Source organism: Thalassorhabdomicrobium marinisediminis, assembly GCF_003072065.1.
In the GTDB taxonomy this organism is placed as follows: domain Bacteria; phylum Pseudomonadota; class Alphaproteobacteria; order Rhodobacterales; family Rhodobacteraceae; genus Octadecabacter; species Octadecabacter marinisediminis.
In genome coordinates this window covers 126,642-138,699 of the sequence record NZ_QCYG01000002.1, presented here as the reverse complement: position 1 = coordinate 138,699, position 12,058 = coordinate 126,642, and the positions used below count along the sequence as shown (strand labels likewise).

Annotated in this window: 12 protein-coding genes and 1 pseudogene; 9 read left to right on the top strand and 4 right to left on the bottom strand. The window is 64.8% G+C overall.

Annotation, left to right across the window (positions count from 1 at the left end):
* Window positions 1-5: 5 nt before the first annotated feature.
* The 3 genes from DC363_RS03040 (at window position 6) to DC363_RS03030 (ending at window position 4,404) form a co-directional block, all read left to right on the top strand.
* Window positions 6-1,682, top strand: coding sequence for an ABC transporter permease (locus DC363_RS03040; RefSeq protein WP_108639666.1), 1,677 nt, complete (start codon window positions 6-8; stop codon window positions 1,680-1,682).
* The gene (locus DC363_RS03035; RefSeq protein WP_108639665.1) at window positions 1,675-2,322 is read left to right on the top strand and encodes an ATP-binding cassette domain-containing protein; all 648 of its coding nucleotides are present in this window, start codon (window positions 1,675-1,677) and stop codon (window positions 2,320-2,322) included. Before DC363_RS03040 ends, DC363_RS03035 begins: the two co-directional genes overlap by 8 nt.
* Window positions 2,323-2,409: 87 nt before the next feature.
* On the top strand, window positions 2,410-4,404 hold the full coding sequence (locus DC363_RS03030) for a hydantoinase/oxoprolinase N-terminal domain-containing protein (protein ID WP_108639664.1): 1,995 nt from the start codon (window positions 2,410-2,412) through the stop codon (window positions 4,402-4,404).
* A gap of 4 nt (window positions 4,405-4,408) precedes the next feature.
* Here the strand turns inward: DC363_RS03030 and msrA are convergent, their stop codons facing one another.
* Together msrA and msrB are read right to left on the bottom strand one after the other, a co-directional pair.
* Window positions 4,409-4,915 (bottom strand): peptide-methionine (S)-S-oxide reductase MsrA, encoded by a 507-nt coding sequence (msrA, locus tag DC363_RS03025; protein ID WP_108639663.1) that lies wholly within the window; start codon window positions 4,913-4,915, stop codon window positions 4,409-4,411.
* The gene (gene msrB / locus DC363_RS03020; protein WP_108639662.1) at window positions 4,915-5,361 is read right to left on the bottom strand and encodes a peptide-methionine (R)-S-oxide reductase MsrB; all 447 of its coding nucleotides are present in this window, start codon (window positions 5,359-5,361) and stop codon (window positions 4,915-4,917) included. The genes msrA and msrB overlap by 1 nt, the downstream gene beginning before the upstream one ends.
* Window positions 5,362-5,619: 258 nt before the next feature.
* On the opposite strand from msrB, the gene DC363_RS03015 reads away from it, so the two are divergent.
* The 5 genes and pseudogenes from DC363_RS03015 to DC363_RS17080 form a co-directional block, all read left to right on the top strand.
* Entirely contained in the window at window positions 5,620-6,408 is a 789-nt protein-coding gene (locus tag DC363_RS03015; RefSeq protein ID WP_108639937.1) for a hypothetical protein, read from the top strand.
* A 3-nt stretch (window positions 6,409-6,411) separates the two neighbouring features.
* On the top strand, window positions 6,412-7,782 hold the full coding sequence (locus tag DC363_RS03010; RefSeq protein ID WP_108639661.1) for a tetratricopeptide repeat protein: 1,371 nt from the start codon (window positions 6,412-6,414) through the stop codon (window positions 7,780-7,782).
* Entirely contained in the window at window positions 7,775-8,179 is a 405-nt protein-coding gene (locus DC363_RS03005) for a DUF6165 family protein (protein ID WP_108639660.1), read from the top strand. The genes DC363_RS03010 and DC363_RS03005 overlap by 8 nt, the downstream gene beginning before the upstream one ends.
* Window positions 8,176-8,937: an FkbM family methyltransferase gene (locus DC363_RS03000; protein ID WP_108639659.1), complete on the top strand. Its 762-nt coding sequence runs from the start codon at window positions 8,176-8,178 to the stop codon at window positions 8,935-8,937. Before DC363_RS03005 ends, DC363_RS03000 begins: the two co-directional genes overlap by 4 nt.
* A 75-nt stretch (window positions 8,938-9,012) precedes the next feature.
* A pseudogene (locus tag DC363_RS17080) lies at window positions 9,013-9,102 on the top strand (chemotaxis protein MotB); the annotation flags it as partial.
* Between the two features lie 210 nt (window positions 9,103-9,312).
* On the opposite strand, the gene DC363_RS02990 reads toward DC363_RS17080, so the two are convergent.
* Window positions 9,313-9,648, bottom strand: coding sequence for a hypothetical protein (locus DC363_RS02990; protein ID WP_108639658.1), 336 nt, complete (start codon window positions 9,646-9,648; stop codon window positions 9,313-9,315).
* A complete protein-coding gene (locus DC363_RS02985; protein ID WP_108639657.1) occupies window positions 9,641-9,937 on the bottom strand; it encodes a rod-binding protein in 297 nt (98 codons plus the stop codon). The genes DC363_RS02990 and DC363_RS02985 overlap by 8 nt, the downstream gene beginning before the upstream one ends.
* Before the next feature lie 112 nt (window positions 9,938-10,049).
* On the opposite strand from DC363_RS02985, the gene DC363_RS02980 reads away from it, so the two are divergent.
* Window positions 10,050-12,056: a flagellar hook-length control protein FliK gene (locus tag DC363_RS02980; RefSeq protein WP_108639656.1), complete on the top strand. Its 2,007-nt coding sequence runs from the start codon at window positions 10,050-10,052 to the stop codon at window positions 12,054-12,056.
* The last annotated feature ends 2 nt before the right edge of the window (window positions 12,057-12,058 follow it).

The window sequence follows — 12,058 nt, the reverse complement described above, 5'->3', positions numbered from 1 at the left end:
GCCCGATGTTGAAGCTGCTGCCCCTGCTTACCGTGCTGGCCATGCTGGGGCCGGTGATCGCGGGGCTCTGGGGCACGGTGCTGCCCGCGTTCGGCCACCTGCCCGCGGCGGGTTTGTTGGGGCCAACGCTCGATCCGTTTCGCGCTTTGCTGCACTGGCCCGGTGTCACCGAGGCGTCCCGCCTGTCGGTGGTGACCGGCCTCGGCGCGACAATCCTGTCGCTGGGCATCGTTGCCGTGTTCATGGCCGGCTGGTCCGGCACACGCACATTCCGGCTGTTCGAACGTCTGCTCTCTCCGGTGCTGTCGGTGCCCCATGCCGCCGCCGCCTTCGGCCTTGCGTTCCTGATCGCGCCCTCAGGCTGGATCGCGCGGCTTGCCTCGCCGGGCTTGACCGGATGGGACCGCCCGCCCGATCTGTTAATTTTGCAGGACCCGGGCGGCCTGGCCCTGATCGCCGGGCTGGTCGTGAAAGAGGTTCCGTTCCTGCTGTTGATGTCTCTGGTTGCCCTTGGTCAGGCGCAGCCGAAACAGTCTCTGTTGGTGGCGCAAAGTCTTGGATACCGCCGTTCGACCGGCTGGCTGAAGACCGTGTTTCCGCGGATCTATCGGCAGATTCGTTTGCCCGTCTTCGTGGTGCTCGCCTATTCCATGAGCGTCGTCGACGTGGCGTTGATCCTGGGGCCGACCACGCCGCCGACGTTGTCGGTGCAGATCGTCAACTGGATGGGCGATCCGGACCTTGCCATGCGTCTGACCGGCGCAGCGGCGGCCCTTTGGCAATTCGCGCTGGTGCTCCTGGCGCTCGGCCTCTGGTGGCTGGGCGAGCGGTTGGTCGCCCGCGCGGGTCGCGCATGGATTGCCGCCGGAAGCCGTGGCCGGGGCGAGGGGGCGCTGCGTGGGGCTGCCCTTGTTCTTGGCGCGGTCTCGGCTTTGTCGGTGCTCGTTGGCCTCATAAGCCTCGCCGTCTGGTCGGTGGCGGGGTTCTGGAGCTTTCCCGACATCTTTCCGCAGGGCTGGTCCGCCCGCACCTGGGCGCGCCACGGTCCCCCTGCGTTGCAAACCATGGGTGAGACATTCGTCGTCGCGGGCGCGGCGATGGCCCTGGCGCTTTTGCTGGTTCTCGGCTGTCTGGAATCCGAGCACCGCAGCGGCCGTCGGTTGACCCATCGCGGGCTCTGGCTGCTCTATCTGCCGCTCCTCGTGCCGCAAACGGCCTTTCTGCCCGGCTTGCAGACGCTGCTTCTGTCCATCGGTGCCGACACCGGGCGGGCGCCGGTGATTTTCGCACATCTGGTCTTTGTGCTGCCCTATGTCTTCCTGTCCCTCGGCGATCCGTGGCGGGCTTGGGACAGGCGCTATGCCACCGTGGCCCACGCGCTGGGCGCGACCCCGTGGCGGGTGTTCTGCCAGGTGCGTCTGCCGACCCTTTTGCGCCCGATCCTGACAGCAACCGCGGTGGGGCTGGCCGTGTCGGTGGGGCAATATCTGCCGACCCTGCTGATCGGGGGCGGGCGGGTGTCCACCCTGACGACCGAGGCCGTGGCACTCGCTTCAGGGGGCGACCGGCGGGCCATCGGGGTCTACGGGCTGATGCAGACCCTCGCCGCGCTGATCCCGTTCGCGCTGGCCCTGCTGCTCCCGACGCTGCTCTGGCGCAATCGAAGAGGTTTGCATGGATAAGGGTCTAACGCTGCGTAAAATCTGCATTCTGAAGGACGCAAAGCCTTTGATCGAGGTCGATCACCACATCCCCCCTGGTGAGATCCTCACCGTTATGGGGCCGTCTGGCGTCGGTAAATCCACGCTGCTGGCCTATATCACCGGAACGCTGGGGCCGGACTTCACCGGCATGGGCGAGATCGCGCTGGACGGTCGCGATATCACCACGACCCCGCCGCATCTGCGGCAAATCGGCATCCTGTTTCAGGACGACTTGCTGTTCCCCCATATGAGCGTCGGCGCAAATCTGGCTTTCGGCATGCCCCCCGGCGGGCGGCGGGCGGTGCGGCAGCGGCTGATCGCGGAGGCGCTTCGCGATGTCGGGCTTGAGGGCTATGCCAACCGCGACCCCGCGACCCTGTCCGGCGGGCAAAGGGCGCGGGTTGCGCTGGTCCGCATGATGCTGTCGCAACCGAAAGCGTTGCTGCTCGACGAAGCCTTTTCGCGCCTTGACGTGGCGCTGAGGGCACAGGTGCGAACGCTCATCTTTCAGACAGCGCAGGACCGGGGCCTGCCGGTGCTCATGGTCACCCATGACGCGGAGGATGCCGCCGCCGCAAAAGGCCCCGTCATCGAATTGCGCAGCCTTTCGGGCGGTTGAACGTCGCCCCCGCCGCCTTGGCATGTCGGTCCCGGACTGGCACGAGGGGGGACGGGCGATAAGGTCGCAGTGAACAGGAGGCGGATCATGGCAGTTCTCATGGGGATCGACACCGGCGGAACCTATACGGACGCGGTCCTGCTGGATGATCAGCGGAACGAGGTTATCGCCTCGGCCAAAAGCCTGACCACCCGGCCCGACCTGTCCCATGGCATCGGCGCCGCGATGGACGGGGTGTTGTCCCAGGCGCAGATGCAGGGCTCCGAGGTGGCGATGGTGTCGCTGTCCACAACGTTGGCCACCAACGCGCTGATCGAAGGGCAGGGCGGCGCGGTGGCATTGGTGCTTATCGGATTCGAAGAAGAGACCCTTGCCGACAGCGAGCTTCTCGACGCGCTGGCCGGGGATCCCGTGCTCCACGTCACAGGGGGACACGACCATCAAGGCGACCCCATCGCGCCGTTCGATGAAGCAGCGCTTCTTGCCGGGTTAGAGACTGTTTCTGACGGCGTCACCGCCTTCGCCGTCGCTTCTCGCTTCGCCACCCGCAACCCCGAACACGAACAGGCTGCGCGCGATCTGATCCGGGGCAAGCTGGCGCGCCCGGTGACCTGTTCCCACGACCTTAGCAAGGCGCTTGGCGGGCCGAAACGCGCGCTCACCGCCGTTCTGAACGCGCGGCTGGTCGGGATGATCGACGCGCTTATCGCCGCGACCGAAGCGCATATGGCGTCCCGCGGCATCGACGCGCGGTTGATGGTCGTGCGCGGGGACGGCGCGCTTGTGTCGGCGCAACTGGCGCGGGATCGCCCGGTGGAAACCATCCTGAGCGGCCCGGCCGCCAGCGTTGCCGGCGCGCAATGGCTGACCGGCGCGCGTGAGGCTTTGGTCAGTGACATCGGCGGAACAACGACGGATATCTGCGTGCTGCAAGGTGGGCACCCCAAGCTGGACCCCCAAGGGGCAAAGGTCGGCCCCTATCGCACCATGGTCGAAGCCGTGGCCATGCGCACCTTCGGGTTGGGCGGGGACAGCGAAGTCTCCCTCTCATCCGGTCTCGAAGGCGGCGTCATGCTGGGCCCGCGACGGGTGATCCCGGTTTCGCGCTTTGCGGACACGTATCCCGCGCTGGTGCGCCGCACACTCGATCATGCGCTGCAATTCGAAACGCCACCGGAACACGCCACACGGTTCGTGGTGCCCCAATGGTCGGAGCTGCCAAGCGGTCTGGACCGTCGCGAGGACGCGGTCGCGCAGCGCTTGGCGTCTGGCCCCCTGCCTTGGGCCGACGCGATCCAAAGGAGAGTGGAGCTTTCGGCCCTGCGCCGTCTTGTGCGTCGCGGCCTCGTGGCCCTTTCCGACATCACGCCGACGGACGCGAGCCGCCTGCAGGGTCGCGTCGATGCCGGTAACGCAGAAATTGCCAAGGACGCTTTGACCGTCTTTGCCCGCAGACGCACCGCAAACGGCGGTCGCGTCGCCCTCTCCGCCGAAGCGCTGGCGGATCAGATTGTCGATGCCTTGACCAAACAGACCAGTTTCGCCGTGTTAGAGACGGCTTTTGCCGACGAAGGCTGGGAAGATGCCGCACGCATGGCGCGGCATTCGCTGACGGTGGCGGGGTTGCGCGGGCACCGAAACCTCATCACCCTCAACACAGGGCTGGCGGTGCCAGTGGTGGGCTTGGGGGCGTCGGCGCAATGCTATTACGGCGCGGTGGGCGAGACACTCGGGTGTGATGCGATCCTGCCGGACGCCGGTGGCGTGGCGAACGCGATCGGGGCTGTGGTGGGTCAGGTCGCACTGCATGCTGACGGAAGCATCACCAGCGCGGGCGAAGGTCTATTCGCGGCCCATCTGCCCGGCGGCCCGCAACAGTTTGAAAGCCGCGATGAGGCCATGAACGCCCTGCGCGCTGCGCTCACCGAAGATGCCGGAGCCCGCGCCCGCGCGGCAGGCGTCGAAGTCATCCGGTTTCGCGAAAGCCTCGATCTGCGGGAATCGCAGATCGAGACGAAGTCGATTTTCATCGAAGCCAGCCTGCGCGTGACCGCGCTGGGCCGTCCGCGTTTGACAAAATAAGGGACTATTCCGCCGCGTCGCGCCGCGGCAGCACCCAATCGGGCCGGATGAAATGACAGGTGTAGCCGTTGGGCACGCGCTGCAGATAATCCTGATGCTCGGGCTCGGCCTCCCAGAAATCGCCGACCGGCTCCACTTCGGTGACAACCTTGCCGGGCCAGAGGCCGGACGCATCGACGTCCTTGATCGTATCCTCGGCCACCGCCTTCTGCTCGTCGTTCACGTAGTAGATCGCCGAGCGATAGGACATGCCGCGGTCATTGCCCTGCCGGTTTTCGGTCGTCGGGTCGTGGATCTGGAAGAAGAATTCAAGCAGACGGCGATAGGTGATCTGCGACGGATCAAACAGGATCTCGATCGCTTCCGCATGGGTGCCGTGGTTGCGATAGGTCGCATTGGGCACGTCGCCACCGGAGTAGCCAACGCGGGTCTGCTCAACCCCGGGAAGCTTGCGGATCAGTTCTTCCATGCCCCAGAAGCACCCTCCGGCCAGCACTGCACGTTCGGTCATCAGATATCCTCCACCTGATTGATATAATCGCCGTATCCTTCGGCTTCCATGTCGGCTTTCGGAATGAACCGCAAGGACGCGCCGTTGATGCAATAACGCAGGCCGCCCTTGTCCTGCGGCCCGTCAGGAAAGACGTGGCCTAGATGGCTGTCGCCATGTTTTGAGCGCACCTCGGTCCGGACCATGCCCAGCGACGTGTCCGTCACTTCCGTGACATGGGCCGGTTCGATGGGTTTGGTGAAGCTCGGCCAGCCGCAACCTGCGTCAAACTTGTCGGACGAGGCAAAAAGCGGCTCGCCAGATACGATATCGACATAGATGCCGGGTTCTTTCGTGTCGAGGTAGGGCCCCGTCCAGGGCCGCTCAGTGCCGTTTTCCTGCGTTACGTGGAATTGTTCGGGCGTCAAAGACGCAATGACATCCGGTGATCTTTCATACTTCGCCATAGGTCAGTCCCCCAATTCATTATTACGGGTCACAATATGGGGCCGGAACGGTGTTTTACCAGTTTATGACAGCAACCTCACCAACCTGAGAGCACATCCGGAGCATCCTAGGTCACGCAACCACCGGCGTCGCCCGGCGGGCTGCCCCCGTCCTGCCCCGCTACGGCAATGAGACCGCCACGCAAAACGCTCACGGTGGCTTTGACTTGCCGGCGGGCTTACGGTTCTATCGCCGCAAACAATTTGATGGAGAAGGCCATGCGGCTTTCAGTGGCATTTGAAAACACCCGTGACACCGACGCCGGGCGTGGCCCCGTACAGGTCGGCTGGTTCCTGAACGAATCCAAGGGCGGCGTGATCTACGACGCGCCCGAACGGGTCCGCTCGGTCGAGATGAACCGCGAACATGCGAAATCGGCTTCACGCTGTCCGGCGGTGATCAACATGGAAAGTCGCTATTTCATGGTGAAATGCCCGTTCGACATTCATATCGGTTTTGTCCGCGATGATCAGGGCAAGCCGATGCTGCGCAACCTTGCGGGCACCCAATCCGCGATCCGGGCCAACAAACTGGGCGAGAAGCTGCACCTGACCAACGAAGTCGAATGGCGCACAAAGGGCGTGCCGACGATCCAGCTTTCGCTGCCTTACGTCTTCGTCTCGGATGAGCCGGTCTATGCCAGTCAGGTCAGCCCCTTCATGCACTACAATCGCGATCCGCTGCCCGGTACGATCTTTGGCGGCCGGTTCCCGATCAACGTCTGGCCGCGCCCGCTGATGTGGGCGTTTGAGTGGCACGAGCCCGACAAGCCGATCAAGATCAAACGCGGCGATCCGCTGTTCTACATGGGGTTCGAGACACAGTCCCCCGAACGCCCGATCACCGTCACCGAGACCGAGCTGACGCCCGAGCTTCAGGACTATATGGACCTGATTTCCGGGGCCGTGAACTACGTCAACCAGACATTCAGCCTGTTCGAGGCCGCCGAGGAACGCCGCCCCGAGACGTTGCTGAAACCCATCGCCCGCAAGCGCGACAGGTCCTGACCCATGACCACGCCGGATCGGGCCACCGCCCGCAGGATCGCGGTCGACAGGCACAAGGCCGGCCAGCTTGACGCCGCGTTGCAGGCCTATGCCCGCTACCTTGCGCGGTATCCGGACGATGCAGGCATTTGGACCAACCTAGGCGCGCTTTACCGCACCCGCGAACAGCACGATATGGCCCTCATCGCCCAAGAGCGGGCCTATGCCCTCGCCCCCGATCAGGAAGGCGTGCTGAACAATTACGCGAATATCCTGTCGGATCTGGGCGGCTATGAACGCTCGATCAAGCTGCGCAAGAAATCCCTCGCGCTCAACCCGAACCACCTGATGCATCACGCGATGATCGGGCGCTGCTATCGCGGGATGGGAGAATACCAGAAGGCCATCGATTACCTTACTCCGCTGGTCGAAACCTACCCGCAAGAGCCCGAGATCCAGCTGCAACTGGCCTTCGCGCAACTGGGGGCCGGGCAGTATGGCGCGGCGTTTCGCAACTACGACGCCCGCTGGAGGACCGGCGAGCTTGAACCGCTCAACGTGCCTTTCCCGCGCTGGCGCGATGGGGACGAGGTCGCCGGCAAGACGATCCTGATCCTGCCCGAACAGGGGTTCGGCGACATGGTGTTGCTGGTGCGGTTCATTCCCCTTCTGGCCGCCCGCGGCGCGCGGGTGCGGCTGGTGGCCAAACCGCCACTGACGCGCCTTTTGTCCGGGATCGAAGGGCTCGACTGGATCGGCCCCGCCGCCCATCGCGACGACCCGATCGACCTCTGGATCACCTTGATGGACCTGCCGAAACTGGTGATCGGCCCCAAAGACCGGGGCGAAATCCCGCCCCCCACGACCCTTACCGTGCCGCCCGATTCCGTCGCACGGGCGCAAGGCTTCACCGCGCACCATCAGGATATGTTCAAAGTGGGCGTCGTGTGGTCCGGCTCGGCCACCTACAAGGGCAACTCCTTCCGCTCTTTCACCCATCGGGACTTTCTGCCCATGGCGCGGATTCCCAACGTGCAGCTCTTCTCGCTCTACAAGGGCCCGTTCCTTGAGGCCTACGAAAAGGACGGCAGCGCGGCCTTGATCATCGACACCGCCAGCACCGACCGCGACTTTGCCGATGCGGCGGCCACCATGCGCGAAATGGACCTGATCATCACATCCGACACGGCGACCGCGCATATCGCCGGATCGCTTGGCCTGCCGACATGGGTCCTGCTGCACTGGGATGCCTTCTGGGTCTATCGCCATGCGGGGCGGGGCACGAAATGGTATCCCTCCATGCGGCTGTGCCGGCAGGCCGCGCCGCAGGACTGGGCTTCGGTGTTCGACGCCGCCCATGCCGCTTTGGAAAGGGAAGCGAAAGCCCATGGCTGACCACATTCTCGTGCCCACCTCCCCGGGGGAGTTGATCGACAAGCTGACGATCCTGCGCCTCAAAGAAGAACGGATCACCGATCCCGACAAACGCGCCAACGTGCAGGTGGAAAAAGCGGCGCTGATGCAAACAGCGCAGGCGCAGATCCCCGACAGTGAGAAGTTGCAGGGCCTGTGGGAGGAGCTCTATCAGATCAACGCCGCCCTTTGGGTGATCGAGGATGACATTCGGGATTGCGAACGGGCCAAGGATTTCGGAGAAACCTTCATCCGTCTTGCCCGCGCGGTCTATGTCACCAACGACCGCCGCGCCGAGGTGAAGAAGAAAATCAACCTGCTGTTGGGGTCCGCCCTGATCGAAGAAAAATCCTACAAAGACCACGGGGTAGAGACATGAGCGAGAACGTCAAAGAAGCGCAGCGCCTGTTGCGCAAGGAAGCCAAAAAACTGGCCCGCCAGCTTGAGGACAACCGCTCACGCGCGCGGGCGCCCATCGTGCGGCAACTGCACGAGATCCAGCAGATGCTCTCGCCGCTGTATGCCTATACCTCGCAGGCGGGGCAGGATCGCGTTGTCGACACGATGACAAAGGCTATGCGCGGGGGCACCTTCGTCGATGTGGGTGGCTATGACGGGGTCACCGGCTCCAACACGTTCTATCTGGAAACCCACCGCGGCTGGACCGGCGCGCTGGTCGAACCGGTCAGCACGCAGATCGAGAAAGCCCGCACCGTCCGGCGCTGCCCCTGTTTTGAGGTCGCCATCGCCCTGGATGAGGGGGAAGCCGAGTTCGTCGAGATCACCGAAGGCTACACCCAGATGAGCGGTCTGGTGGACAGCTACGACAAGACCTTGCTGCAACGGGTCCGCAGCGACAAGCGCCACAAGGAAAACCTGATCACGGTCAAGACGATGACGCTGTCGGCGCTGTTGGACCACGTGGACATCCCGAACCCGGATTTCATCTCTCTCGATATCGAAGGCGGTGAGATGGCCTGCCTGCAAAGCTTCCCGTTCGAGCGTCATGACGTGAAAATCTGGGCGATCGAGAACAACAGGGGCACGCCCGAGATCAAGCAACTCATGGACCAGAAGGGCTACGATCTGGTCGAGTTCTGCGGCCCGGATGAGATGTATTTTAAGCGTTTGCCCTAGCCGCACCACATTTCCATCACAGCGCCGGCTGCGCTGCCTCCTAGGGATGTTCCACGTCAGTAACGGGGGACGCTCATGTCGGATCGATCAAACGCGCCGGTCATCATCAAACGCAAGAAGGTCGTCGCAGGCGGCGGCCATCACGGTGGCGCATGGAAAGTGGCCATAATTCGGGTCCTATAGATAAGGGCGCTTTTGCGCCGGGATTTCATGAACCAGCCCTGCACAGGCTGGATGAGGCGTCCTTCTGACGAATGCCGATCCGGTTTTGCGGTCGGCGCCACCCGTTGCTGGGTGCCCGGCCAACATGACCCGACAGCCCTAACAGGGGTTTAATGCCTGCATCCGATATCCATGGCCTTTGAGTCCAATTTTCTAGAACCGCCGTTCGGTGCCGCCGCTGGTGCGGGCGATGGTCGCGGGCCGCCCAGCGCGGTCGTAGGTGGACAGCGACCGGCGCGCCTGTTTCTGGGCGCGTAACGTCTCAAGCACCGTGGCCACCCCGCTTTGCGCCGCCGCCAGCAAGGACTTGTTGCGATCCAGCGCGCGCGACAGCCGCCCGAGGTCCGCGCTCGACACCTGTTCCAGCGTTTCCGTCAGCGCCTCTTTCTGCGATGCCAGATCCCCAAGCGCTTGCAGATCACCGCGCAGCAACAGGCTGCGTTCTTCCTCGAGCAGGGCAAGGAACCCGTCAATCCGGCGGCTACCCATCGGATTTCGCCATCATTGATTCGAACAGCGCCTGCGCCAGACCGATGCCGCCGGCCTCGGTCATCTGTTTGGCCTGTTCATCGCGCAGGAAGGACGCGAACTGGTCCTCTCCCGCGCCGCCGCCGAAGGTGCCCGGCGTCTGCCCGACGCCTGCGGATTTCAACATTTCCGACAGGAATTGCGCTTCCAGGGTCTGTGCGACCTTCATCAGCTGCGCGGCGCGAAGGTCCGGGTCGTCTCCCCCCGTCCGGGGGGAGGGGCTAAGCGATGGTGTCGAGTCGATGTTCATAGCGTATGCTCCGATCGTGACAATTTTCACGATCTTTAGCCGGTGTCGGTAAAGATTGGGTAAGCATCTGGGCGCTAGAGAAAGGCAACCTTGCGACTCGGAGAAGCCGACGATGTTCCCTTTTGAAAATACCGACCCGGGTTTGTCCCTGTTGTCCGGAGGCCTGAAATCCGGCACATCCCAAGGGCGGGCGGCACCGTCCGAGACCGGGGATCAGATCCCCTTTCTGCAGGTGCTGAGCGACCAGATCGCCGCCGAAACACCCGCCGCTCCCGCGCTGCCGACCCTCCCCGAGGGTGAGGTGCCGACGCCGACCCCCAAGGCCGAAGGCGACGCCACCGACCCTTTGCCCGAGGCCGCGCGCGCGCCGGTTCCAACGGCCGAGACGCGCCTCGACAGCCGTCCCGCCTCCGCCCATGAAGCCCCGGACACTGACGCCCCGGCGCGGCCCCCGCACGGGCCAGCCTTTATGCCGCGTATGTCCACCGACCCAGCGGCCCCCGTGCTCCCGCAACCGGCCAAGGCTGAGCTTGCGCCGCTGACGCAACACCAGACCGCAGCAGCCCCGCAGATCCAACCGACTCCGGTGGATCAGAGGGCGCAAATCCAACCGATTCCGGTGGACCAGGGGCCGCAGACCCTGTCGCGCGCCGCCGAACCGGCCCCGCCGCAGGGGCAGTTTCAGGAGACTACCCCCGTCCGCTCGCAGCCGGGGGCAAACGCAACCCTCCCCGCGCGGAAGGAGGCAAATTCCGTGACGATTCCATCGCAAACAGCGAAGGCGGTGCCTGCACCACCATCGCCCGCAACCGCACCTTTAAGCAGTCCGCAGGTCGAATCGCCCGTTGCCGCATCGACGCGCGCAGCCGGGCGGACTGCGTCGCCGTCGGACGTGCACCCGCAGAGTGCCAGACCCCGCCCCAGTCTTGCCGAGCAGGCCATCGGCAGCAAAGTCGCTGACAGTGTCAGTCTGCGCGATCGCCCCACCCAGCCCCGCGATGCGCACAGGTCGGCGGCCTTTAGCGCCGCACTGCCGCGCTCCGATACGTCGCAGCTCACAAGCCCGGCTGCACCCGCGCCCACCCCGAAAGCCCCGACGCCCACGCCCGAATCGCAGCCCCCTGTGAGCCGGCTTCCATCCCTTCCGGACGGGCGGTCGCTGGGGCAATCACAGGGCGCGCGGGCCATGACCGCTTTCCGCGTTGAAGGGCAGGGGCCCACGTCCCGAAACAGAGACGCGACTCCCGCTCCGGCGACGATGGCCGACGGCGCGACTCGCCGTTCCGTCACCCCGTTGCCCGAGACCCGGCAGCGACCACAGGCACCGCACCTCACCCAGTCGGACGCTCCGACGCCAGCCGCTTCTCCGGACATCACGCAGAATGGTTTTTTGCCAAACGAGCAGCCAATCACCCCGCAAGCTACGTCGAATTTGATACCGAAGCCGCGCGTCGATCAACCTGTTCCGGCCCGGCTGGGCCTGCCGCAAACCGCGCCCACTGTGCGCACGACCGTGTCTTCAACAGCCGTATCTTCAACCGCGCCGCTGAACCTTGCTACGCCGACGGGTTTCGAGACGACCGGTTTCGGTCCGTCCCTATCGCCCCTGGAACTGGGCGCCTTCGACAGCGCCCCCGGACAACTGGACTCCGACGGACTTGTGCTCACGCCAACCGCGCAGACTGCCTCGACCTCTGCCCATGCCAGCGCCCCGATGATGGACCGCGCGATCGTTCCGAAGGTCGCGACGCAGCTTGCCTCGGCGATGCCGCCGGCGGCGGGCGGCACCACCGAGATCGCGCTCAACCCCGAAGAGTTGGGCCGCGTCCGGATGACCCTCACCACCGGCGAACAGGGGCTCACCATGACGATCATGGCCGAGCGCCCGGAGACCGCCGATCTGATGCGCCGCAATCTTGACCAGCTCATTCAGGAGTTCCGCGACATGGGGCACGCGTCCCTGACCTTCTCCTTCGGCGACACCTCGGCCGGGGGCGACACCCCGAACGGGGATGAGCGGCCCACCCGCAACACGCCCGCTCTTGCCGCCGCAGACGACATGCCCGCGAACACACCTTCACGGACGGCCCCGACGGGCGGTCTGGACCTCAAACTCTGACC